This is a genomic window from Mucilaginibacter gilvus, assembly GCF_004054195.1.
GTDB lineage: Bacteria > Bacteroidota > Bacteroidia > Sphingobacteriales > Sphingobacteriaceae > Mucilaginibacter > Mucilaginibacter gilvus.
In genome coordinates, this window is record NZ_SBIW01000001.1 from 290,288 (window position 1) to 314,303 (window position 24,016).

Here is a 24,016-nt window from a genome sequence, read left to right on the forward strand (position 1 = left end):
CCAAATCTCTGGCTCTTTCTTTTTCTATGAAGCTGTCTTGTCTCTTGGTTCTTATTTCTTGATTCTATTAAACTTCTTTCTGCAAAAATGGGTACCTGTAATCCGTAGGAGAATCAAAGGTTTCTTTAATGGTACGTGGCGATACCCAACGCAGCAGGTTGATCATTGAGCCTGCCTTATCGTTAGTACCGCTTCCGCGGGCACCGCCGAATGGCTGCTGGCCCACTACGGCACCGGTTGGCTTATCGTTGATGTAGAAGTTACCCGCGGCATTGCGCAGCTTGTAGGTAGCCTCGGCAATGGCATAGCGGTTTTGTGACAGCACCGCGCCGGTTAAGGCGTAGATGGATGTTTTATCGATGATGCTCAGCGTTTCGTCCCATTTGGCATCCTCGTAAACGTAGATGGTTAATACCGGGCCGAATAACTCTTCGCACATGGTCACGTAGTATGGGTCCTGCACCTGCAGTACGGTTGGCTGCACGAACCAGCCCTGGCTTTTATCGTAACCGCCGCCGGCGATGACCTCTACGCCTTCGTCCTTTTTGGCAGCGTCGATATACTTAGCCAGTTTATCAAAACTTACTTCGCTGATAACGGCATTAATAAAATTCTCAAAATCTTCGGTAGGGCCCATTTTAAAGGTGGCCATTTCGCGCTGCATGTGTTCCTTTACCGCAGGCCAAAGGCTTGCCGGGATGTAGGCACGTGACGCTGCCGAACATTTCTGTCCCTGGTATTCAAAGGCGCCGCGCATCAATGCTACCGCAACCGCATCAGCATTGGCACTTGGGTGGGCAAGCACAAAATCCTTACCGCCGGTTTCGCCCACAATGCGCGGGTAGGTTTTGTATTTGTGTATGTTGGTGCCTATAGTTTGCCAGATGTGCTGGAAAACCTTGGTAGAACCGGTGAAGTGGATGCCCGCAAAATCAGGGTGGTTAAATACTACCTCGCCAACTTCGGGTCCGTCGGCGTAGATCAAATTGATCACACCATCGGGCACGCCGGCTTCTTTAAAGATCTGCATAATTACGTTGGCAGCGTACACCTGTGTATCGGCAGGTTTCCAAACCACTACGTTACCCATCATGGCCGCGCTGGCTGGCAGGTTACCCGCTATAGCCGTAAAGTTGAACGGCGTAAGCGCGAAAACGAAGCCTTCTAAGGGCCTTTGCTCCAAACGGTTCCACACGCCTTTGCCCGATACAGGGGGCTGCTGGGCGTAGATCTCCGTCATGTACTGCACGTTAAAACGCAGAAAATCTATCAGTTCGCAAGCCGAATCTATCTCGGCCTGGTAGGCATTCTTACTTTGGCCAAGCATGGTGGCCGCGTTCAGTTTATAACGGTACGGACCGGCTATCAGCTCTGCTGCTTTTAAAAATATGGCTGCACGCTGCTCCCATGGCAGGTTCTCCCAGTCGGCTTTAGCGGCAAGGGCTGCATCAATGGCGGCGGTAACGTGGGTTTTATCTCCGTAGTGAAAAACGCCCAACAGGTGCTGATGATCATGCGGCGGGCGAAGCTCCACCAGTTTGCCGGTGCGTACCTCTTTGCTGCCAATGTACATAGGTATATCCAGTTGCTGGGCGCGGGCCTCGGTAAGGGCCGCTTTAAGCGCTGCACGTTCCACACTGCGCGGGCCGTAGTTTAAAACAGCCTCATTTACAGGCGGCGGAACGTTAAAAAATCCTTTAAGCATAGGTAATAATTTAAGGCTGCAAAGATAAGGGTAAATGTGCAGATGTGCGAATATGCAGCTAAGCGGATTGTTTTTTGTGACAGGAGGGGGACAGTTGGCAGTGGGTAGTCTCCCCAACGTCCTTGCGAGCGATAGCGCGGCAATCATCGGCAAGAAGAGCGGCTTGCAATCTATTGGTTCTGTTGTGCCCTGTTAGGTATAGCAGTAAATTATATTAAGCCTGTGGATGTTCATTTCTTTTGACAGCAAAAGAAACGAACCAAAGAAAACTGCCGGCTGCGTCCTGTTCTATGAAAGGTTGTGCTTTAGCAGGTGCGGTAGTTGCCGAACAGGCCAATGCCGGTTTTGCGGGCTTCGTTAGGTCTGGCTTATTACTTTGTCATGTTGAAACGAAGCATCTACTCATAGCCATACTCGCCACATCGTCTTTGCGAGCGATAGCGCGGCAATCGTCGGCAAGCAGGACGGCTTTGCAATTGGCTACCTTGCATGCGGGCCACAAATCGGGGATGCTTGTGGCGGCAGCGGCGGAACGACCGGCTTTTATACTAATAGACCCTGCCCATCACCGAATTTAAAATCCCTCATAAGGTTAAAAAAAAATTGCATATTTATATGTGTATTCCATTCAAGCCATATTAGAGCCGATTGATGTCCTATCCTGTACAAGACTGGATGAACGCGGGGTAGCAAAGCACATCGACAACTTCATTCAATCCTGTGATGGCCATGTTGATGAAACTTTGCATTGGGAAAAGGCAGCATTCGAATTTCACCCGAATTATAAAAACAAAGAAACCGGTTGGGGAACATATCACGGACCTATGTACATCTGGCCAAATGAAAAAGGTCAATCGATGGAATGCCCATCAATCCAGATGCTTTCTGAAACCATATTAGATTATTACCACAGTCGAGCAGTGCAGGCACAAAATCCCATTTTAACCGCCCGCTATTACGGACTTGTTTATGACTTTTACCACCGAATTACAAATAAACGGACTCCGTACGATATCAAAACAAATTATGTAAAGGCTTTAGTCGAAACTGCAAATGGCGCTTATTACACGTCGCCGATATATGTTGTAGAAAAACTCAGGCGCGCCTTGGAAATAGCACTTTCTATTTCGAATCGTGAACTGATAAACCTGACGAAAGACGGGATTATTTCATTTGAAAATAAGACGGCTGAAGACAAATTTCCTGGACTTTGGGGATACTCATTTGATTTGTTAGTACTCCAAAACCGGAATAAATCTATTCTCGAGGATCTAGAAGAGCAACAGATTGTCCAAACGATGAAAGATAGATTGAAAAGGCTTCTTTTATGTGAGAATGATAAAAGTTCCTCTTTTAGAAACTCAGAGTTCGCTGCAACATACCTCGCTAAACATTTCAGATCGAAAAGTGATCATAAAAGTAAGATTAAACACATTGAAGAAATTACCGACAGGATTGAAAGTAGAATGCTGGATGAAACTTCCGGAAGCAAAGCAGTTGCAGAATATGAAAGACTTCATAAATTGTGCACAGAGTTTGGGCTCAATGACCGCGCGAAACGTTATTTAATTAAAATAAGAGAGTTGGGCCGCAAGGCCCATGATGAAATGTCAGTATTCAGGTTTGAACACTCTATTTCCAATGAAAAGCTCGAAGCATTTGCATCTATCATATTCAAAGGTAGGCCGGTTGATAAAATCCTCAAAATTGCCCATAGCTTTATTCCTGATTTGGGCGCAATAGAGCAATATGTTAAGGATGACTTTAAGGCGAACCCAGTCAGGTACATTGTAACGCAAAGGCTCATGGATCGGCAAGGGCGTACAATGGCTGTGATTGGCCCAATTGAAACCGATTTGGAAGGACATATTTTCTATTACGCATTTAGAGTTCTAAAAATAAATGTAGCTCCTTATTTAAGCTATGTACTTCATAAAGCAAAAACCGATATGGAATTTGAGAAAAGTGATATTTTGAAAGCTTTCGAAGGAAGCCCCGTTGTAAGTCCTGCGAGATTAAAAATAATCGAAGCTGGTCTTGATGCTTATTTTGACCAGAACTATCTCGTCGCAATTCATTTGCTGATCCCGCAGATTGAAGAAGCTCTGAGAAATACTCTCGAGATTCATGGCGGCGTAATATTAAATTATAGGGAAGATGGTTCAAGCTACGTAAAGACACTTGATAGCATCTTACGTGACGAAATTACCGTGAGAGTCTTAGGTGAACACGTTACAAATTATTTCAGATTGTTACTTACTGACCAACGCGGATGGAATTTGAGAAATGACGTTTGTCATGGCCTAAGTGAACCGGAAAGCTTTACAAACATGGCAACCGACCGGGTTATTCACGCGATTTTATGCCTCACGAATATCAAGACCTTTTAAAATATGTAATCAGCCTATGCCGGTAGTATTACCGCACCATCCCAGTGCCCGGAAGATTAGCAATAAAACCAACCTTAGGCTAACACGCCCTTTAACACGGGCCAAACCAGTTCGGCCACTACTTTATAGCCTTCGGCGGAGGGATGCAGCCTATCCCATAAATTAAAATGCTTTTTGCCGGCCACGCCTTGCAGGAGGAAAGGAACCAGCGCCATGTTGTTGGCGTTTGCCAGCCTGGGGTAAATAGTGCTGAATTGTACGGCCACATCGCCGCCCAAAAACACGGGGATCTCCATGCCCAGCATCACCAGCTTTGCCTGCGGATATTTTGTTTTTACCTTATTGATGATGGCCTGCAGGTTTTGAGCGATGGTGTTAGGCGGCGTACCGCGGCGGATATCGTTAATGCCCAGCTCCAGGACAAAAACATCTACAGGCTGGCTCAGCCAGTAATCCAGTCGTGCCAAGCCCCCGGTGGTGGTATCGCCGCTTTGGCCGGCGTTACTCACGCGATACTGCAAGCCCGCGGCAGTCAGCTTGTCCCCTATCAACGCCGGGAACGATTGCGTAGCCGCGTTGGCCAATCCATAGCCCGCCGTTAAACTATCGCCAAAAAACAGAATGTGCTTCATGGCAAATTAACGTGATACCGTTTGAGTTGTTTTATTTCCGAAACCATTAACCCGCTACCCCAACGGTATTTATATCCGCCATAAACCGGGGTGGTCGCGGTAGTGGCTAATGTTTTCTATGATCTCCTGTACGTCGTCTGTGCTGAGTTCGTAATTGCCGTCGGCTGTGTAGGTGAAAAGTTTTCCCGGTTGTTCAAAGGTGATAAAACCCATGTAATTTGGGCTTTTCTTTTTTTCCAGCAGCAGTTCTTTTTCCTTCAGTTTTATCATGGCGGCATCCTCAAAGCCCTCGTCGCGGTAAACATTGTAAGTGTAAGTAATTACGGTGTGCCCATCCAAATGCGCCTCGGTATTGGGGATCACCATCACGGGCAATTCGGCTCCAACTTTAAAAAATATAGGATTCATGGCGTCTATGGGTTATTCACAAATAACACCACACTATTCAATTAGTTTAGGCGATTTATAAAATGAGTTTAAATACTTTGTTTTTGTATTTTAGAGCAACAAATCACCCTGCTGATGATCCAGTTCAACCTTCCCGGCAACCTCACCCTCCTGTTAGAGCCTGCCAATAAAAAGTTCCGGCTGGTATTAATCGACGGCACTCAGGAACTTGCCTGCCGCAAAGAAACCCGGACTAATCTCAAAAGGTTTATCACATCAACAGAAAGCCAATTATTTAAAGGCAGGCTCCAATTATACAAGAACGATGACGCAATTATAATAAAGCTGAAAGGGGAAGATGTTGGTGCGATAACGTTATCTGAATTGGAAAAGGCGTTAGAAACTTAAGCAGGTGCAAAAGCCTCACCTATATCCTCTCCAACGGAGAGACTTAGAGAACCCTCTCCTTTGGATAAGGGCACAGGGAATCCCTTTTAAAATTCAGGATTGGCAATTTTCGGCTAAAGCCAGTTCTTTCGTTCCATTGTAACCGTTGGCTAAAGCCGAACGGCAATGGATGAAAAAAAGTATTGTTTCTACATTTATTGCCGCCCCCTTTAGGGGACGGATGGCATAAAACATAACATGGCTTTAGCCAAAATCAGCCTAAAAGTTTAAAATCGATTTCCCCGGAGAAGGACAGGTTGAAGCTACAACCTACCCAAAAAATCACTATATTACCGCTACCTATTTTACCCTTTATGACAAACGCTGCCGAACCCGCCTACTGGTCCGCCCCGAGAAAAATTGCCTGCCGTTTTTTTGTGGTATTTTTTATCCTATACGTTTTCCTCAACCCAAACGGGGTAGTACCCAACGTTGATACGGCTTACGAGTTTTATATCGCACCTTTCCATTGGTTAATGGTGTGGATAGCCGCGCATATTCTGCACCTGGCCAAACCCGTAACCCAGTTTACCGGCGGCAGCGGCGATACTACTTATGATTACCTCATCCTGCTGTTTATCACCTTTGTGGCTACGGTAAGCGCCATCATCTGGTCGGTTATTGACAGGAAAACACGCAACTATAACAAGCTTTTTTATTGGCTAACGGTTATTGTACGATATTATTTGGCTATTACCATGGTGGTTTATGGCGGGGTAAAGGTTATTAAGCTCCAATTCCCCGGTCCCTCTCCGGATAGGCTTTTGCAGCCTTTGGGCAGCATGTCGCCTATGGGGCTGGCGTGGTCGTACATGGGCTACTCCGTAGGTTTTAACTACTTCACCGGCTTTGCCGAACTTAGTTGCGGGCTGCTGCTTTTCTTCCGTAAAACGGCAACGTTGGGCGCGGTAATAGGGCTTGTTGTTACCGGCAATATCATGGCCATTAACTATTGCTTTGATGTACCTGTAAAACTGCTGGCAACCATGCTGGTGGTGATGAGTATTTTCCTGCTGAGTAAGGATTCTATCCGGCTCATTAATTTCTTTTTCCTGAATAAACCGGCGGAGCCGGCCAACCTCGATCCGCATAAATTTAAAGCCCGATGGAAGAATATTACACTCGCAACTATTAAATACGTGTTTATTTTCTATACCGTGGTAGGCAACTTTGTCAGCGATGTGCAGGCCATGAGCCTATATGGCGATAAAGTAAAAAAGCCGCCGCTGTACGGCATTTATAATGTGCAAAGCTTTGTGCGGAATAACGACACCATCGCTCCCCTGAACACCGATACCACCCGCTGGAACAAATTGGTAATTAGCTACGCAGGTAGTGCAAGGGTAAAACTAATGAACGACAGCAGCAAGCGGTATAATTTTGTGATAGATACCCTAAAACATACCATTGTAATGAATACCTATGCCGATACTGTTAAGAAAGCACACTTTACTTACCAGCTCAAAAAAGACACCCTTTTGATGGTGAGTACATTCCCAAAAGACTCGCTGCGCATCCGCATGAAAAAGTTTGATATGAATAATTTTATCCTGATCAAACGCGGCTTCCATTGGGTGAATGAGGTGCCTTTTAACAGGTAGCTAAGCGGCAGCCTTCTTTCGGAATTTGCTGAAATCTATCCGCGTGAGGTAAACGCCGCCAAGGATGATGAACAGGCAGCCAATTTGCCCTATGGTGATGGTTTCGCCGTAGTACCAGCCCCAGCCAAAGGCCACAAAGGGAATGCCGTAGCTGGCCGTAGAGGTAAACAGCACACTGGTGCGTTGTACCAGTGCGTAAAACAGTACCCAGGCCAATGCAGTGCCCAGCATCCCTAATGTACACACGGCCACAACGGCCTTAATGTACCGCGGCTGAAGAAGCGGCAGGCCGAAGAAACCTGTTTGCCATAAAATAATGAGCGAGGGCAGGCCTACTGATACTAAACTGAAAGCGGTAATAATTAGCGGACTCACTCCATTAAGGTACCTTTTCACCACAATGATATTGATCCCGTAAAATATAGTAGCCAATATCACCAGCCCGGCATAACCTATTTGCCCGTACCCGGTATGCTTTTGCACTACATAGAGCAGCACAATACCGCCGAAGCCTATGATAATGCCTATGATATGGGTAAACGGGATCTTATTCCCGAAGAACAGGAAACCGAAGATGATGGCGAATATGGGCGTAAGTGAGTTGAGGGTGCCGGCGAGGGCACTGTCTATCCTGGTTTCGGCAATGGTGAACAAAAAGGCGGGTAAAAAGCTTCCGAAGAACCCCGAGAACACCAGCCAGCCCGAAAGCTTAAAGGGTATTTTACCACGATGCCTGATAAGCACCGGCATAAGCACCACCCCGGCAGTTATAATGCGGATGGCGGCTACCTGCGATGCGGTAAGCAGCGGTTTGCGCTCATCATCATACAATCCCAGTTTCATCAGGATGAACGAACTCCCCCATATTAAACAGATAGCAAAAAACATGAGCCAGTTGATGAGTTTGGGCGGGAAAATAGTATTGGGGACTTGCTGCGGCATGGTGCTGCAATTTAATATAAAGAAGGTTAAGCTAAAGGCAAAGTTTTAATTTGTCCGTTTTGGTCCCGCCTTACTGCATTTGTGGTTACTTCTGCTGTCTTCTTTTTCAAAAAAACATTTTGTCTCCCTCATCAAAAACCTTTTACCTTTACCGGTAATGTTAAGCATCGAACAAATACGCCCCGAACTTACCTGGCGCTTACGGCGCGAGGTGCTGTACCCCAACGAGCAACTGGCCGATATGGCCATGGAAGAAGATAATCAAGGCTATCATTTTGGTGCCTTTCACGATAACGCGCTGATAGCCGTCGTTTCCTTGTTTCAGCGCGAGCGCGATTGGCAGTTCCGCAAATTCGCGGTAGTCGATGCCTTGCAGGGGCAGCAGGTGGGTACGCAGTTGCTTGATTATATTACCGCTTTTGTGGTAAAAGAAAACGGCGGCTTGCTTTGGTGTAATGCCCGGTTATCGGCCATTGGTTTTTACAATAAATTTGGCTTTAGCGCCGTTGGCGAAGTGTTCCATAAAAATGGCTTCGATTATATTATTATGCAAAAGGATATACCCTCGGGATAAAAAAATAACAGGTCAGCCTGCCTCGCGCAAACTGACCTGTTCAATTAACTGATCTTATTTATTAACGGGGCAAAGTTGAGTTTATAGTGTTAAAACTGTGTTAACAAACAAACATTATTTAATATACCGTGTAAAGGGTATTGCGGCAATATCAACCGCTTTACTATATTTGCGAATGGCCATCCAACGGCCTCATACTTATATCAATGGCTAAAAAGAAAACTGAAGTTGAGCAGAAACCTGCCGTAGTTACCGAAAATTCCCTTGCATTCTTCGAAAAATATATCAATAACGCCTCGCCTACCGGCTTTGAGTGGAAAGGCCAGCAAATGTGGCTGGATTACCTTAAACCTTACATCGACGATCATTTTGTAGATAATTATGGCACCGCTGTAGGGGTAATAAACCCTACTGCCGAATACAAAGTAGTGATTGAGGCCCATGCCGATGAAATATCGTGGTTTGTAAATTACATCACCAGCGATGGTTTGATCTACGTGATCCGCAATGGCGGGTCTGATCACCAGATAGCACCTTCAAAACGGGTAAATATCCATACCGATAATGGCATTGTAAAAGCAGTTTTCGGTTGGCCGGCCATACACACCCGCCTCGGCGGCGAAAAAGAAGAAGCTCCTACTCTTAAGAACATTTTTCTGGATTGCGGCTGCACCAGCAAAGAGGAAGTTGAAAAACTGGGCATCCACGTAGGTTGTGTGATCACTTACGAAGATGAATTTATGGTGCTTAACAACCGTTATTATGTTGGCCGCGCGTTGGATAACCGCGCCGGGGGCTTCATGATAGCAGAAGTTGCCCGTTTATTAAAAGAGAACAACGTAACCCTTCCTTTTGGTTTATACATCGTAAACGCCGTACAGGAAGAAATTGGCTTGCGCGGTGCCGAAATGATAGCCCACCGCATTAAACCGCACGTGGCCATTGTTACCGATGTTACCCATGATACCGGTACGCCAATGATCAACAAAATTACCCAGGGCGACCTGAGCTGCGGCAAGGGCCCGGTTATTTCCTACGCTCCTGCGGTACAAAACAACCTGAACAAACTACTGATAGAATCGGCACAGAAAGCAAATATCCCATTCCAGCGCCAGGCCTCTTCGCGCAGCACCGGAACGGATACCGACGCGTTTGCTTACTCTAACGATGGCGTACCATCGGCGCTTATCTCTTTACCGCTGCGCTATATGCACACCACGGTAGAAATGATCCATAAAGAAGACGTAGATAACGTTATCCGCCTCATCTATGAGTCGTTACTCAATATCAAATCCGGGCAGGATTTTAGATATTTTAAGTAATTATTAATAATAAACGGAAAAATCATTATTATTGGCAACAATTTAAGCAATACTATAAAATTCTCTTAAACAATATGAAACCTACCTTATTAATCTTGGCTGCAGGTATGGCAAGCCGCTATGGAAGCATGAAACAAGTTGACGGATTTGGCCCAAACGGCGAAACCATTATCGACTATTCTATCTACGATGCTATTAACGCCGGCTTTGGCAAAATATCATTCATCATACGCGAAGAGTTTTTAGACAGTTTCAAAGCTATTTTTGAGCCTAAATTGGCAGGTAGGATAGAAACAGATTACGTTTTCCAAAACTACGATCTTAAACAGTTCGGCATTGACGAAGAAATTGAGCGTGCAAAACCATGGGGAACTGCCCATGCGGTACTGGCTGCCCGCAACCAGATAAACGAACCTTTCTGCGTAATAAACGCAGATGATTTCTACGGATTCGACGCGTTCAAGAAAATGGCCGATTTTTTAACTACCGAAGTAGCTGATGACACTTATTCTATTATAGGTTACCAGGTCGATCGTACTTTGTCAGATCACGGTTCGGTATCTCGCGGCGTTTGTCAGGTAGAAGATGGTAAAATGGTTGCCATAAACGAGCGCCTTAAAGTATATTTTAAAGAAGACGGTACCGTTGCTTACGAAGAAGACGATAAAGAATACCCGTTGGATCCGCTTACCCGGGTATCTATGAACTTCTGGGGCTTTACACCGGCTGTTTTCAAACAAAGCCTGCCAATGTTTAAGGATTTTGTTGAAGCCAACAAAACAAACCCTAAAGCAGAATTTTTTATCCCGTTGGTTGCCGATGGTTTAATAAAAAGCGGCGAGGCATCTTTTAAAGTTATCCCTACCGATGCAAAATGGTTTGGCGTTACTTACAAAGAAGATAAACCAATTGTACAAAAAAGCATATCAGACCTGGTAGAGAATGGCACTTACCCTGCCAACCTTTGGTCGTAGTTTTACATTAACTTATAATAAATCCTGCTCAATTTTGAGCAGGATTTTTTTTTGATTTGCTATTTAACCGCAAAGGGTGCAGAGTTTTGCGCAGAGAGCCACTGAGATAAAAAATAGCAGGTGAATTTTATGAATTAGAATAGCCACACCACATGCAGGGCTCTATGTACCTCTGCGCCCTCTGCTGTTAATTGCCGATAATTCCCCTACTAACTTTTTAGTTCAATTCTTTTCCACCTCGTCTCTCTTTTGGTTATATTTATAGCCTAACACCTCAGCATGAAAATAAAACTGATCCTTACCCTTTTACTGCTCGGCTCATATACAGCCAGAGTATCTGCCCAAACGCCATACGTTTGGAAAACAGCTACCACAGGCGGCTATACATATAAATATGTAACCAACGACCCAACACAGGCACGGTTCTATACTTTAAAGAATGGCTTAACGGTCATTCTTAGCCCAACCAATAAACAACCCCGCATACAGGCATACATCGCTGTAAAGGCCGGTAGTAAAACCGATCCTGCTGACCATACCGGCCTCGCCCATTACCTGGAGCACATGATGTTTAAGGGCACCGATAAGTTTGGATCTCTTAACTGGGCTAAAGAAAAACCCCTGCTGGATAAAATAGACGACCTGTATGAGCAATATAACTCTTCTAAAGACGAAGGAAAGCGTAAAGAAATTTACAAGGAGATAGACAAAACATCGGGCGAGGCTGCAAAATTCGGAATTGCTAATGAGTATGATAAAATGATGGCCGCCATGGGCGGGCAGGGCAGCAACGCCTTTACCTCTTTTGAGCAAACCGTTTATACCGAAGATATCCCCGGCTCGGCAGTTGATAAATTTTTAACTATGCAGGCCGAGCGTTTCCGCGCGCCTGTGCTGCGCATTTTCCATACCGAACTGGAAGCGGTATACGAAGAAAAAAATCGCGGACTGGATAACGATGGCCGCAAAGCCCAGGAAGCTATGTTCGAGGCTTTGTTCCCAAACAACAACTATGGCAAACAAACTACCATTGGCACTATAGAGCATCTAAAAAATCCCTCGCTGAAAGCTATTCGCAAATATTATTACGATTACTACGTACCCAACAATATGGGGATCATCCTCTCCGGCGATTTTAACCCCGATGTGATGATAAAAAAGGTTGCCGCTCACTTTAATTACATGGTGCCAAAGGCTGTTCCGGCCTACACCTTCGCGCCGGAGGCACCGATTGCCAGCCCCGTTAAAAGAGATGTTTACGGCCCTACCCCCGAGAATTTGACCATTGCTTTCCGTTTCCCGGGCGCAAGTACCAAAGATGCACGCATGCTTAGCCTTATCGGTTCTATATTAACCAACGGCAAAGCCGGTTTATTCGACCTCGACCTCACCAAAAAGCAAAAACTCCTTGGCGCATCGGCTTCGCCTTATGTGCTGAAAGATTACAGCGTGTTGATGCTACGTGGTACGCCGGTTAAAGGGCAATCGCTTGATGAGGTAAAGGCTTTGATGCTTGCCGAAATTGACAAGTTGAAGAAAGGCGAATTTGCCGCCGACCTGATCTCCTCTATTGTAAACAACTTAAAAAAGAGCACCATACAGCAAAACGAAAACTACGGCAACCGCGCCGGAAACCTGATGAGCGATTTTACATCCGGTGTGGATTGGCGGGTAGACCTGGCCAGTATAAATGAGTTGGCCAAAGTAAATATTGTACAGGTTACCGCCTTTGCCAATAAGTATTTAACGGCCGATAACTATGTAATTGTTTACAAACACCAGGGCGAGGATAAAAACATCCTGAAGGTTGAAAAACCACCTATAACACCTGTTGAGGTAAACGCGGGCGAACAATCGGCATACGTTAAAAAAATAAACGCCATGCCCGATAACCCTATCCAGCCTTTGTTTTTAGATTACGCGAAGGATATCCAGCGGGCAAAAGCGGGTAAGGTTGATGTATTGTCGGTTCAAAATAAGGATAACAGCATCTTCCGTATGTATTACCGTTTTGATATGGGCAGCTGGAACAATAAACTTTTACCGGTTGCGGCAGCTTACCTGCAGTTTTTAGGCACCGATAAAATGAGTGCAGAAGATGTTAGCAAGGCATTTTATAAACTGGCTTCCACTTACAGCGTTAGCGCCAGCCCCGAAAACACCAACGTAAATATTGGCGGCCTGCAGGAAAACTTTGGTGCTACAGTAACCTTATTAGAAAACCTGCTGGCTAACTGCCAGCCCGATGAAAAAGCGTTGACCAGCTACAAAGCCCGGCTAAAAAAAGTACGCGAAAACCAAAAATTGAATAAAGGGTCTATTATGCAAGGCCTGGTTAACTACGCTCAATATGGCATCAATAACCCTTTTAATAACGTACTTACCGATGAGGAAATAGACAATATTAAAGCGCAGGACCTGGTTGATATTTTACATAGCCTGGTAAATTACAAACACACCATATTATATTACGGCCCGCAAACAGCCGTACAGGCAGGCGCAACTTTAGCCAAACTGCACAAAACCCCGGCAACCTTTTTGCCTTACCCGGCGGCTAAGAAATTCACGCGGGTAAAACCGGGCGAAAACCAGGTATTGTTTGCCAACTATGATATGGTACAGGCAGAGATCAACTGGATCCGCAACGAAGAGCCATACGATGTTGCTAAAACACCGGCTGTTGAACTATTGAACAACTATTTTGGCTCCGGTATCAGTTCTATCATCTTCCAAAACATCCGCGAATCTAAGGCGCTTGCCTACTCTACCTACGCCTACTATAGCCAGGCCGCCAAAAAAGGCGAAAACGATAGTTTTGTAGCCTATGTGGGTACTCAAGCCGATAAAATGAATGAGGCCATAAAAGCGATGAACGAATTGCTGAACAGTATGCCCGAATCTGAAAAAGGCCTGCTTGCCGCCAGGGAAAACGTGCGCAAATCTATAGAAACAGAGCGCGTTACCCAGGATGATATTTTGTTTAATTACCTGGATGCAAAACTACGTGGCCTGGATTACGATCTGCGTAAAAACACCTTCACAGCTATTAAAAAATTAGGGCTGGCGGATGTAAAAGCTTTTCATGATACCGAACTAAAAGATAAGCCATATACTTATTGTATTGTGGCATCCGAAAAACGGGTAAGTGATGAAGACCTTAAAAAATATGGTGTACTTTCAAAGCCCGATCTTAAAACCATATTTGGGTATTAAATAATAAGTTATGCAATGGTAAAAGGAGGCTTGTGTACAACAAGCCTCCTTTTTATTGCACAAAAACAGCAAATATCCCTATTAACCTATTGGGCGGCCATATAAATATTATATATTTGTTTGAACATTGATATATAACAATACAATACCCTAATTGTATTGCTAATAAATTTTCCCGTGCCAGAAACCCTTACCACCCGTAAAAAAACGGATGCAATATGCGCTAAATGCAAAGCTGTTTTGGAAACCCGTGCCCACCGCGGTTGGTTTGTAAAAACCTTCCTTTTCTGGTTGCCTATCCGCAATTTTAAATGCTATAAATGTATGCGTACGCAATACGTACTGGTTAATCGATAGTTAATAAAAACAGCTCGTGTAATCTGTTTTTTACAACAAAAGGCTTGTTTCGTTGTTTCAAATTACTAATATTACATTTTAGTAAACATTTATAGCCGAAACCTTGGAAAAGACAACTAAACCCTTAAGTTCAAAATGCCCTAAATGCGGCAAATATTTTCATCATAAATTACACCGCAGCTGGTTTATAAAAAACATACTGGGCTTTATTCCCTTTAAAAAATATTTTTGTGCCAACTGTAAAAAGGCATATTACATCATAAAAAAGGGCCCTAATAAGGATGAGTAGACTTTTGGTATAAGTATTGCAGTAGAATCATGGATTATTATGCGTTTCGGCGCATTGTGCAGATACTTAATTATAATTACATGAGCATGGGGCGGATTTTAGCTGTAGACGACGACATTGATATACTGGAAGTACTACAATTTATTCTTGAAGATTCGGGGTACGAAGTAGATACCTTGTCAGACGGGCACTATTTACTGGACACTATTCGTAAAAAAGCACCAGATTTAATACTGCTTGATATTATGCTGGGAAATATGGATGGGCGCGAACTTTGCAAAGAAGTAAAAAATCAAGACTTTACGCATGATATCCCGGTGATCCTGATCTCGGCAAGCCATAATATTTCTAACGCCATGAACCAGGATGGCGCACCGAATGATTTCATCGCCAAACCATTCGATATTAATAACCTGCTTGCTAAAATAAAAAATCACTTAAGGCCGGCAGCCTAACTTTTAAACGGTTTTATCCCTAACGCCTGCAACTCCCGCTCAATCCGTGTGTTCCACAATTGCTGCTGGTAGGTATTAGTGCTATGCCCGGTTTCTGTATCATACTGCTTTTGCAGGGTATTAATTTCTCTTAACGCGTCAAAATAAGCCATGTTAATTGGCCCATCGTAATTACCGGAAGTTAGTTTTTCAGCTAATATCTGCTTCTTAAAATGCTCGCCAACTATTTTTACAATATCAAAATGATGTTGCTCGTGTACAAGGCTGCTGTTAGTCATGGCCTCATATCGCACCCAGCACGCACTTTTGGGCAAGTATACCTTAATATCCAGCTTAATGTTTACGGTGCCATTCACTACGCTCACGCTTTCGTTATAGCCTAAACCCGCGAAAACCTCGGCCCCAAATTTACCGCTTTGTGGTTTTAGCTGAAAATCTGCCCACTTTAAAGGCCGGTTAATATCATAGTATATGGTATCACCTTCAAGTTCTTCAGTATAGTCGATACAGATAACCTTTACCTTCTTAGCAAGTTTAATATTGGTACCCTCCTGCTTATTCATCCAGCTATCAAGGTAAGTTAAGGTATTCGTTATAGCGTTCCTCAATAATGGTTCAACCTGCTGTGCCGGCCCGGTATTACGCTGGTAAGTACTTGTAGTGTTGTAGTCGCCAAGCTTTACAAAATCTTCGTCTCGCTCATAGCCAAAGGTTATTCTTAAGCTAATCCGCCCGTCAGCCCGCTCATTCGCCGCATGGCTTTCTAATACAATAAATTCAGTTATTTTAATAATGATGGGGCGCAGGGTTTTATCGGCAGTAAAACTGTTATCAACAAAATGCTTTACGGCCACTGCTGCACCGCCTTTAAGGTCAACCTTAACCATTTCATCAGTTTTACCGGAAACGTTTTTTACTGGTAATAGCGAGCCAATTAAAGCTTTATCGGCGCGTTCGTCATCTATGCGGGCAATATAAAAATCCTTAGGCGCAAAGGTAAGGCGCTGTTTTTGCAGCTCGATAAAGGCAACGGGCGTGGTGTTTAATTTAAACGCAGGCGATATCGCAACAAAAGCCACGGCCATGATAGACACTACATGAATTTTTAACCGGGCTAATTTCACTGAAAGCATTCTGTAAAACATAACGTTGCAAAATTTGCAAAATTTTATGCTACTTATTGGTTTACAGCGCGATAATTCTTACCGTGCATAATTACTTTTAAACACCGCCTTCTAATTCCCCACATCCTCCTGTTATCTACAAACATTCTCGCTACTTTTAATTTTCCACAGGCATACCATCACGTTTTTGCCTTCGTTTAAAAAAAAGTGCTTATTCACATTTGTTAATTACTATTGTGGATTGCATTTTTGCGTTTAGCTATTTTAGCACCATCATTAGTATGCGCTTTATGATTAAAACTAAGTATATTATCCTCGTTGCACCGGTATTTTTTGCCCTAACCACGCAGGCGCAGCAAAATCCTTCCTTCCACATTAACCAGGTTTACAACACCGCTGCCGACCTGCTGGATAAAGGAAAATTCGCCTCCGCCGCAGAGCAATTCCGGTTGGTAGAAGAAAGCCGCCTTAAACCCGCGCCGCAATCAAAATTCGAATCGGAACTCTCCCTTCTAAAAGAAAACGCCCAGTATTACGAAGCATTTTGTGCGCTTGAATTGGGCAACGACGATGCGGAGAGCATGTTTCTGCGCTTTATAAAAGAACACCCCGAAAACCCGCTTACCAAACTGGCGTTCTTCCAGGTGGGGCGGTCGTATTTTAAACAGGGCAAATTTGAGCAAGCCCTCGTTTGGTTTAACAAGGTGCAGGCTGGCGAGCTTACAGGCTCACAAAATACCGAGTACAAGTTCCAAAAAGGATACGCCTATTTTATGCTGAACGACTACAAAAACGCGCAGGCCCTTTTTGGCGAAGTGAAGAATAAGAGATCGGCGTTTACAGATGATGCCGTTTACTACTTTGCCTATATCGCCTATTTAAAAAAGGATTACAGCATCGCATTGGTCAACTTCGAGCGGTTAAAGAACTCCAAAAAATACGAAAGCAGTTACCCTTACTATATCACTGCCGTTTACTTTTTAGATAAACGCTACAACGATGTACTGGCATACACCATTCCAATCCTAAAAACAACCAAACAGCAAAACGAAACCGAAATGCTGCGCATTGTTGCTGCATCTTATTTTGCCAATAGCGATTTTGATAACTCGGTGAGTTACTACAGTCGTTTCCAGGATCAGGACCAGGGTAAAACCCAAAACACGCAGGACAGCTATCAGATAGGTTACGCCTATTATAAGGTGGGCAATTACGGCAAGGCATCCAGCGAACTGGAGAAACTGGTAGCCCAAAACGACAATTACAGTCAAAGCGGCAGCTACACTTTGGGAGATGTGTTCCTGAAAATGAATAATAAACAAAGCGCGCGCAACGCGTTCCGTGTTGCCTCCAAGCTTGATTTTGATAAACAGTTGCAGGAAGACGCGCTTTACCAATACGCCAAACTCTCTTACGAACTCGACTTTAATAACGAGGCGCTGATAGCCACCCGTGCCTATTTAAAGAACTACCCACGCAGCAGCCGCAACGATGAGGTAAAAACCTTATTAGGCGAAGAGCTGCTAAACTCGCATAATTATAAAGAAGCTGTTGAGATATTGGAGCCGATCCCCAATAAATCGGCCAGTGCCCAGGAAGCCTATCAAAAAGTGGCCTACTACCGCGGGCTGGAGTTTTACAACGAACGTGCTTTTGAAAACGCCATCGGTATATTCCTGCGTTCGCTTAAAAACCCTGTAGATACCAAAATACAGGCGCTTACTTATTACTGGATGGCCGAGGCCATGTACGAAGTACGTAAATACGGCGAATCCGTTGATAATTTCCAACGGTTTTTGGCCATGCCCGAATCCAAGGAGACCGACGTAGCTAATTTTGCCAATTACGCGCTTGCTTACGCTGCTTTCGGTGGCGAGCAATACCGCACAGCCGCTACTTACTTCGAGAAATTTTTAAAGGGAGACATTAAAGATAAAAACAGCGAGAACGATGCGGTAAGCCGCCTGGGCGACAGTTATTTTGTACTGAAAAGTTACGATAACGCGATGGGTGCATACAACCGCATCATTGCGCAGCAAAGCCAGGACCAGGATTACGCGTTGTTTCAGCGCGGTATTATACAAGGTTTACAGGGCAACCTGGATAGCAAGATAAGTACGCTTAACGATGTGTTGTCTCGTTTCCCAAATTCGGATTACGCGGATGATGCATCCTTCGAGATTGCCTATACTTACTTTTTAAAGAACGATGGCGACCGCGCCAAAACAGACCTGCAGGCCATGATACAAAAGTATCCGCGCAGCAGCTACGTGCCACGTGCCTTAACAACCATCGGCCTAATAGATTATAATGCCGGTCGCGATGATGAGGCCGTTACTTCCTTTAAACAGGTAGTTGCCGATTATTCATCAAGCGATGAAGCTAAACAGGCGCTTAAACAGGTAGAGAAAATTTATACCGATAAAGGCGATGCGCAAACGTTCATCAACTATGCAGGCACTACCGCTATAGGCAACTACTCCACTGCCGACCAGGAGAACATTATGTACGCCGCTGCCAACAACCTTTACCTGCGTGCCGACTGGCAAGGCACCGTAAACGCCGTTAGCGCTTACTTTGATAAATTCCCAACCAAGCAGATCTTTGAGAAAGAAGCAAGGTTTATCCGTGCGCAAAGTTTGGTGAATTTGGGTAAAACCGATGAAGCTGTTGTGGATTACAACGTTATCCTGAACGACTGGACCAGCGCCTACAGCGAGAAAGCGCTCATCAGCATGGCCAAGCTTTACATGGCGCAAAAGAAATACAACGATGCCATCGTGTTCCTGAAAAGGTTGGAAACCAACTCGGAGTACAAGGCAGATTACTCGTACGCCATTAACAACCTGCTGTTTTGCTATTCGCAGATAAACATGCCGGATGATATCCTGAAATATGCCAACCTCATCCGCGATAACGAAAAATCGGCGCAGGAGGATATCTTTAAAACAGGCACTTACGCGGGTAAAGCTTACCTGGCAAAAGCAGATACAGCATCGGCCATTACCGAGTTTAACTACACGCTAAAAAACACCAAAACCGTAGCCGCCGCCGAAGCTAAATATAACCTGGCTAACATAGAATATCTGCGCGGCAAGTACAAAGCGTCTCAAAAAACCTGTTTCGACCTGGTGAAGGAAATGCCGAACTACGATTACTGGGTGGCAAAAACCTACATCCTGCTCGCTGATAACTATGTTGGGTTAAAAGATGCTTTTCAGGCGAAAGCAACACTGCAAAGTATTATTGAGAACTATAAAGGCGATGATGATATTTTGCCTATAGCTAAACAAAAGTTGGCGCAAATGTCGCCTCAGAAGGCTGGCGCGTTAAAACCTGCCGCTGATAAACCGGCGGTAACAGACACAACTAAACAAGGAACTAAAGAATAAAAGAGGAACAAGCAATGAACACAAGATACACCTACATACTGCTCGCCTTGTTAATGAGTTTTTTCTTTGTCCCGGCAAGTGCGCAAACAAAGAAACCGGCTGCAAAAAAACCCGCCGCTAAAACAGTTCAGAAACCGGTAGCTAAAAAGAAACCGGCTAAGGCAGTTCCTGTAGTACAAAAATCATCGGCCAAGAACCTGGGCGATGCAGCTTCTACCGTTACGGTAGATACCACCAAAAAAGGCGGACAAAACAAACCGAATAATACGCCAGGGGCCGGCCTTACAGAAGAGATAGTAGTTACCACAGCTTACAAACCGGTATTGGCCGAGGCGGTAAAAATACGCCGCAACCCAAATCTCGAAGAGGCATCGCCTTTTAAAGCGCCTTTGGCTTACGCCCCTATCGACAAAAAGCTGCAGCAGGATAATAACATTGGCGAATTGGAGGCCATGAAACGCCCCGCCGAGCAAGATTCTGTATTGATCAATAACTATGTAAAAGTGGGTGCCGGAAGCTTAAAAACCACATACGGCGAGGCTTATTTTGCCAACGGTCGCGATGAAGCGTTGCAGGTTGGCGGCTTTTTAAAGCATTTTGCACAAGCCGGCAACCAGTACAAGCAAAACGAGATCAGGGATGAGATTGGCGTTTTCGGTAAAAGCATCAACGCTGAAAACACTATCAGCGGACGGATCAGCTACAAACGGCACGGCACATATTTTTATGGCGATAACACTTCCGGGGTTGCCCCTGCCGCTTACGTTTTCGATCCGCAGAAGCAAACTTTTAACACCATAGGTGCCGAGGCTGAACTGGCTAAAAACTATAAAGACGTGGAGAACGATTTCACCTACGCCTTAAAGCTAAAGGGCTATATTTTCAGCAACGCCTACAAGGCCAAGGAGAATAACATCATTTTATCGGGCTTTGTAAACCAAACGGTAAAACAGTTTTACGCGGGCCTGGCCGGTTCATTGGACATTAGCACCCAAAAGGATGCGCTTTATTCTCTGAATAACAATATTGTAAGGGCAAACCCTTACATCAAGTTCCAGGGCGAAAACTATAAAATTGACGCGGGTATCAACATAGCCAAAGAGTTTGGCCTTTCTGACAGGTTCTTCATCTTCCCGGCCGCTAAATTAGAGTACCAGATAGTACCGAAATATGTGCGCTTATTTGCCGAAGCCAAGGGTGACGTAAACCGCGCCTCGTTACTGGAGTATACTGATGTAAACCCTTTCCTGGGCGAAAATATCAACCTTATAAACTCGGTAGATCAGCTGGATGTCACCGTTGGGCTGAAGGGAACCCTTGCTCCTGGTTTGAGCTTTAAAGCAGCCATTTTCCGCAACAGCATAAAAAACCTTCGACTCTTTGTAAACGATTTTGCTAACACCGGTAACAAATACGGCGTTATTTACGATGGCGGTAAAACACGCATCAGTGGATTTAACGGCGAACTAAACTTTAAAGCAGCCGATTTCGATCTGTTTGGCCGTGTAGAATTTAAAGATTACAAGATGGCAACTGAGGCTGAACCATGGAATTTGCCAACCTTTAAGTTAACCGCAGGTACCGTGATCCACATCAGCAATACGGTAGATATAAACGGTTCTTTGATGTTCCGTGGTTCCACGCAGGATAGGCCGCTTGGTGCAGGTGGGTTATCGTCAACACCCGTGAGTTCTAATATAGCGTCTTTTGCCGACCTGAGCGGTGGGGCCACATACAAGGTGAATAAAAAGTTTTCGGTATTTGTACAGGTAAATAATATACTAAGCACTACTAACCAAACCTGGCTTTATTACCCAAATTATGGGCTTAATGTGTTTGGCGGAGTGGGTTATGCTTTTTAAGCTTTTTGATGTTTTATAATTATCCGTACTTTTAGCGAATGGATGTAGGCTACTATATAAGCGAATTGCTTGGGCAGCACGGCGATGTAAACGTGCCGGGGCTTGGCTATTTTGCTCATACCCGTGTAAACGGCTATTATAACGATAGAGAGGGCAAATTTTACCCTCCTGGTTATAGCGTACAGTTCGATCCGCAATATTTAGACGATGACGCCTTGGCTATCCATATTGCCGAAAAGAAAAAGATCTCGGTAGCATCATCCAAGTACTTTACCGAAAAATTTGTATTGACTCTGAAACAGCAGGCTGCAATAGGCGAAACAGCGCTTGCCGATCTGGGCTGGTTCACCATGTATAATTTACAGCTTATTTTTAGGCCCAATAGCGTTACCAGTACCGACCCTGAGTTTTTTGGATACCCGACTATCAAGCTGCACAAATTAGGGAAACAATCTGTTATTGAGCACCATGAGCCGGGAGAGCCCACGTACAGCCCCGATGCCGCAGCACAGCCGCAATACAATCCGCAACCATATATTCCCGGGGAACAATACCAAACCGAAGAGGAACAGGAAGAATACCTGATAGAACTCACCCGCAAAAAGCGCCGTAAAACTACCTGGGTATTTATTTTACTCACGCTTATAACTACCGCGCTTGCTGTATATATGGTAAAAAGGTACGACCCTGAATCGTTTAAATTTTCGTTCGGATCGAAAGAAAAGGAACCGGCAAAGGCTCCAATAATTTTGGAAACAATTGATACCGGCAAAACAAAAGCTGATACAGATTCTGTGTCGATGATACGTAATATAAAGCCGGATTCCGCAACAAGTACTGCAATAGCCGCCCCTGTAAAAGAGGTTTCATCACTACAGCGCTATGAGGTTATTGCCGGTTCGTTTAAAAGCCTTGCCCAAGCGGGCAAAGCAATTTTAATGTTTAAAATAGCAGGACTGGATAGCGCGAAAATAGTTCCCGACGCTCCGGGCAGACGCTTTAAAGTTTCCGTAGGTACTTTTATTACCAAAGAAAAGGCTGATGCCTTAAAGCAAAGTTTAATAACTGCAAAAAAAATAAAACCCGATTCCTATACATTACCTATTAACCCGAAAATAGTGGTAAAACAGCCGCGGTAAAAAATTAGTCCGCATGTATTTCCTCTAAAATAAATCCAGAAACAACAACAAATGACTTTATTATTCGCCCAGGTTACAGATACAGCAACAAAGCTGATAGATACAGCAAAACAGGCAGGCCAGCAATTGGCGCAGATCCCTGATGAAGAACTACGCTTTGGCGACCTGCTTATAAAAGGTGGCTGGGTGATGATACCCATTGGTATACTGGCCGTATTGGGCCTCGTGATATTTTTCGAACGCTTTTTTACTATCCGCAAAGCCTCTAAGGACGAGTCGCACCTCATGATCCAGGTTCGGGCCAGCATCATGTCGGGCAATTTAGAGTCGGCCATTGCTATCTGTAAAAACAGCAACTCGCCGCTTGGCCGTATGCTGCAAAAAGGGCTTTTACGCATTGGCCGCCCCATCAAAGATATCGAAGGCGCTATCGAAAATATTGGCAAGCTGGAAGTATCCAAACTGGAGAAAAATATCGGCATTATTGGCATTGTGGCCGGTATTGCACCCATGTTCGGCTTCCTGGGTACCATCGCGGGCGTTATCAAGATCTTTTATGATATTTCCAAAACGGATAACATCAGCATGGGGGTAATTTCCGGTGGTTTATATGTGAAGATGGTTACATCGGCAGCGGGTTTGTTTGTAGGTATCATCGCTTATGTGTGTTACCATATTTTAAATATGATGGTTGATAAGGTGATCTTAAAGCTGGAAACCGATGCCATTGAGTTTATTGACCTGTTAGAGGAGCCAAGCAAATGAATTTAAGAAAGAGAAAACGCGGTGCATCAGCAGAGGTACACACCTCGGCCATGAATGATATCATGTTCTTCCTGCTTTTGTTCTTTTTGATAGCATCTACGGTTACTAACCCAAACGTTATTAAACTGATGCTGCCAAAATCATCAAGCGGGCAATCGGTATCTAAAAAAACGATCAATGTTTCTATAGACAAGGATCTGAAGTACACCGTTGATAAAAAAGAAGTCCCCGTTGCCGACCTACCCACCGTAATTGGCAACTACAAAAAACTGGCAAGCGAATTGACGATAGTACTATATGTAGACCGCACTGTTGCCATACAGGATGTAGTACAGGTAATGGATATAGCACAAAAACTAAATATAAAACTGGTACTGGCAACGGAACCGAAAGGATAAAAGTGGCGGTTGCAGTAGCAGTAATAATGCAAATAACTGCTACTGCAA

Annotated in this window: 19 protein-coding genes; 14 read left to right on the forward strand and 5 right to left on the reverse strand. The window is 44.5% G+C overall.

Annotation, left to right across the window (positions count from 1 at the left end):
- Positions 1 to 67: 67 nt before the first annotated feature.
- The gene (pruA, locus tag EPL05_RS01345) at positions 68 to 1,705 is read right to left on the reverse strand and encodes an L-glutamate gamma-semialdehyde dehydrogenase (RefSeq protein ID WP_128531713.1); all 1,638 of its coding nucleotides are present in this window, start codon (positions 1,703 to 1,705) and stop codon (positions 68 to 70) included.
- 290 nt (positions 1,706 to 1,995) lie between these two features.
- Between pruA and EPL05_RS01350 the strand changes: the two genes are divergently transcribed.
- Together EPL05_RS01350 and EPL05_RS01355 are read left to right on the forward strand one after the other, a co-directional pair.
- The gene (locus EPL05_RS01350; RefSeq protein ID WP_128531714.1) at positions 1,996 to 2,283 is read left to right on the forward strand and encodes a hypothetical protein; all 288 of its coding nucleotides are present in this window, start codon (positions 1,996 to 1,998) and stop codon (positions 2,281 to 2,283) included.
- Positions 2,284 to 2,322: 39 nt separating this feature from the next.
- Positions 2,323 to 4,095, forward strand: a complete 1,773-nt coding sequence (locus EPL05_RS01355) for a DUF4209 domain-containing protein (protein ID WP_128531715.1) — start codon at positions 2,323 to 2,325, stop codon at positions 4,093 to 4,095.
- A gap of 74 nt (positions 4,096 to 4,169) precedes the next feature.
- Here the strand turns inward: EPL05_RS01355 and EPL05_RS01360 are convergent, their stop codons facing one another.
- Together EPL05_RS01360 and EPL05_RS01365 are read right to left on the reverse strand one after the other, a co-directional pair.
- Positions 4,170 to 4,727 (reverse strand): arylesterase, encoded by a 558-nt coding sequence (locus tag EPL05_RS01360; RefSeq protein ID WP_128531716.1) that lies wholly within the window; start codon positions 4,725 to 4,727, stop codon positions 4,170 to 4,172.
- Positions 4,728 to 4,796: 69 nt separating this feature from the next.
- The gene (locus EPL05_RS01365) at positions 4,797 to 5,135 is read right to left on the reverse strand and encodes a hypothetical protein (RefSeq protein ID WP_128531717.1); all 339 of its coding nucleotides are present in this window, start codon (positions 5,133 to 5,135) and stop codon (positions 4,797 to 4,799) included.
- A 114-nt stretch (positions 5,136 to 5,249) separates the two neighbouring features.
- Here EPL05_RS01365 and EPL05_RS01370 point away from each other — a divergent pair, with 114 nt between their 5' ends.
- Positions 5,250 to 5,522 carry a hypothetical protein gene (locus EPL05_RS01370; protein ID WP_128531718.1) on the forward strand — a complete coding sequence of 91 codons (273 nt, stop codon included), beginning with the start codon at positions 5,250 to 5,252 and terminating at the stop codon, positions 5,520 to 5,522.
- 353 nt (positions 5,523 to 5,875) lie between these two features.
- A complete protein-coding gene (locus EPL05_RS01375) occupies positions 5,876 to 7,162 on the forward strand; it encodes a hypothetical protein (RefSeq protein ID WP_128531719.1) in 1,287 nt (428 codons plus the stop codon).
- Here the strand turns inward: EPL05_RS01375 and EPL05_RS01380 are convergent, their stop codons facing one another.
- Positions 7,163 to 8,104, reverse strand: coding sequence for a DMT family transporter (locus EPL05_RS01380; protein WP_128531720.1), 942 nt, complete (start codon positions 8,102 to 8,104; stop codon positions 7,163 to 7,165). It abuts the gene before it with no gap.
- 157 nt (positions 8,105 to 8,261) lie between these two features.
- Here EPL05_RS01380 and EPL05_RS01385 point away from each other — a divergent pair, with 157 nt between their 5' ends.
- The 5 genes from EPL05_RS01385 to EPL05_RS01405 all read left to right on the forward strand — a co-directional run bounded on the left by EPL05_RS01385 (position 8,262) and on the right by EPL05_RS01405 (position 15,288).
- Positions 8,262 to 8,678, forward strand: coding sequence for a GNAT family N-acetyltransferase (locus tag EPL05_RS01385; protein ID WP_128531721.1), 417 nt, complete (start codon positions 8,262 to 8,264; stop codon positions 8,676 to 8,678).
- Between the two features lie 206 nt (positions 8,679 to 8,884).
- Positions 8,885 to 10,000, forward strand: a complete 1,116-nt coding sequence (locus EPL05_RS01390) for a M42 family metallopeptidase (RefSeq protein WP_128531722.1) — start codon at positions 8,885 to 8,887, stop codon at positions 9,998 to 10,000.
- A 74-nt stretch (positions 10,001 to 10,074) separates the two neighbouring features.
- On the forward strand, positions 10,075 to 10,974 hold the full coding sequence (locus EPL05_RS01395) for a nucleotidyltransferase family protein (RefSeq protein ID WP_128531723.1): 900 nt from the start codon (positions 10,075 to 10,077) through the stop codon (positions 10,972 to 10,974).
- Between the two features lie 279 nt (positions 10,975 to 11,253).
- The gene (locus tag EPL05_RS01400) at positions 11,254 to 14,187 is read left to right on the forward strand and encodes a M16 family metallopeptidase (protein ID WP_128531724.1); all 2,934 of its coding nucleotides are present in this window, start codon (positions 11,254 to 11,256) and stop codon (positions 14,185 to 14,187) included.
- A gap of 726 nt (positions 14,188 to 14,913) precedes the next feature.
- Positions 14,914 to 15,288 (forward strand): response regulator transcription factor, encoded by a 375-nt coding sequence (locus EPL05_RS01405; RefSeq protein WP_128532056.1) that lies wholly within the window; start codon positions 14,914 to 14,916, stop codon positions 15,286 to 15,288.
- Here the strand turns inward: EPL05_RS01405 and EPL05_RS01410 are convergent.
- Positions 15,285 to 16,421, reverse strand: a complete 1,137-nt coding sequence (locus EPL05_RS01410; protein ID WP_128531725.1) for a DUF922 domain-containing protein — start codon at positions 16,419 to 16,421, stop codon at positions 15,285 to 15,287. The genes EPL05_RS01405 and EPL05_RS01410 overlap by 4 nt on opposite strands.
- Positions 16,422 to 16,648: 227 nt before the next feature.
- Between EPL05_RS01410 and EPL05_RS01415 the strand changes: the two genes are divergently transcribed.
- The 5 genes from EPL05_RS01415 to EPL05_RS01435 are packed head-to-tail and all read left to right on the forward strand — an operon-like array spanning position 16,649 to position 23,968.
- Entirely contained in the window at positions 16,649 to 19,804 is a 3,156-nt protein-coding gene (locus tag EPL05_RS01415; RefSeq protein ID WP_243837185.1) for a tetratricopeptide repeat protein, read from the forward strand.
- Between the two features lie 14 nt (positions 19,805 to 19,818).
- Positions 19,819 to 21,666 carry a porin family protein gene (locus EPL05_RS01420; RefSeq protein ID WP_128531726.1) on the forward strand — a complete coding sequence of 616 codons (1,848 nt, stop codon included), beginning with the start codon at positions 19,819 to 19,821 and terminating at the stop codon, positions 21,664 to 21,666.
- Between the two features lie 38 nt (positions 21,667 to 21,704).
- Positions 21,705 to 22,805 (forward strand): HU domain-containing protein, encoded by a 1,101-nt coding sequence (locus EPL05_RS01425; RefSeq protein ID WP_128531727.1) that lies wholly within the window; start codon positions 21,705 to 21,707, stop codon positions 22,803 to 22,805.
- A 51-nt stretch (positions 22,806 to 22,856) separates the two neighbouring features.
- Positions 22,857 to 23,570, forward strand: coding sequence for a MotA/TolQ/ExbB proton channel family protein (locus EPL05_RS01430; RefSeq protein WP_128531728.1), 714 nt, complete (start codon positions 22,857 to 22,859; stop codon positions 23,568 to 23,570).
- Positions 23,567 to 23,968: an ExbD/TolR family protein gene (locus EPL05_RS01435; protein WP_128531729.1), complete on the forward strand. Its 402-nt coding sequence runs from the start codon at positions 23,567 to 23,569 to the stop codon at positions 23,966 to 23,968. The genes EPL05_RS01430 and EPL05_RS01435 overlap by 4 nt, the downstream gene beginning before the upstream one ends.
- Positions 23,969 to 24,016 lie beyond the last annotated feature (48 nt).

Bases quoted from the DNA above. Each gene is read 5' to 3' on its own strand.
- EPL05_RS01425 (WP_128531727.1), top strand. From the start codon at position 21,705: ATGGATGTAGGCTACTATATAAGCGAATTGCTTGGGCAGCACGGCGAT.
- EPL05_RS01430 (WP_128531728.1), top strand. From the start codon at position 22,857: ATGACTTTATTATTCGCCCAGGTTACAGATACAGCAACAAAGCTGATA.
- EPL05_RS01420 (WP_128531726.1), top strand. From the start codon at position 19,819: ATGAACACAAGATACACCTACATACTGCTCGCCTTGTTAATGAGTTTT.
- EPL05_RS01375 (WP_128531719.1), top strand. From the start codon at position 5,876: ATGACAAACGCTGCCGAACCCGCCTACTGGTCCGCCCCGAGAAAAATT.
- EPL05_RS01350 (WP_128531714.1), top strand. From the start codon at position 1,996: ATGAAAGGTTGTGCTTTAGCAGGTGCGGTAGTTGCCGAACAGGCCAAT.
- EPL05_RS01385 (WP_128531721.1), top strand. From the start codon at position 8,262: ATGTTAAGCATCGAACAAATACGCCCCGAACTTACCTGGCGCTTACGG.
- EPL05_RS01410 (WP_128531725.1), bottom strand. From the start codon at position 16,421: ATGCTTTCAGTGAAATTAGCCCGGTTAAAAATTCATGTAGTGTCTATC.
- EPL05_RS01360 (WP_128531716.1), bottom strand. From the start codon at position 4,727: ATGAAGCACATTCTGTTTTTTGGCGATAGTTTAACGGCGGGCTATGGA.
- EPL05_RS01365 (WP_128531717.1), bottom strand. From the start codon at position 5,135: ATGAATCCTATATTTTTTAAAGTTGGAGCCGAATTGCCCGTGATGGTG.
- EPL05_RS01435 (WP_128531729.1), top strand. From the start codon at position 23,567: ATGAATTTAAGAAAGAGAAAACGCGGTGCATCAGCAGAGGTACACACC.
- EPL05_RS01390 (WP_128531722.1), top strand. From the start codon at position 8,885: ATGGCTAAAAAGAAAACTGAAGTTGAGCAGAAACCTGCCGTAGTTACC.
- EPL05_RS01380 (WP_128531720.1), bottom strand. From the start codon at position 8,104: ATGCCGCAGCAAGTCCCCAATACTATTTTCCCGCCCAAACTCATCAAC.
- pruA (WP_128531713.1), bottom strand. From the start codon at position 1,705: ATGCTTAAAGGATTTTTTAACGTTCCGCCGCCTGTAAATGAGGCTGTT.
- EPL05_RS01370 (WP_128531718.1), top strand. From the start codon at position 5,250: ATGATCCAGTTCAACCTTCCCGGCAACCTCACCCTCCTGTTAGAGCCT.
- EPL05_RS01400 (WP_128531724.1), top strand. From the start codon at position 11,254: ATGAAAATAAAACTGATCCTTACCCTTTTACTGCTCGGCTCATATACA.
- EPL05_RS01405 (WP_128532056.1), top strand. From the start codon at position 14,914: ATGAGCATGGGGCGGATTTTAGCTGTAGACGACGACATTGATATACTG.
- EPL05_RS01395 (WP_128531723.1), top strand. From the start codon at position 10,075: ATGAAACCTACCTTATTAATCTTGGCTGCAGGTATGGCAAGCCGCTAT.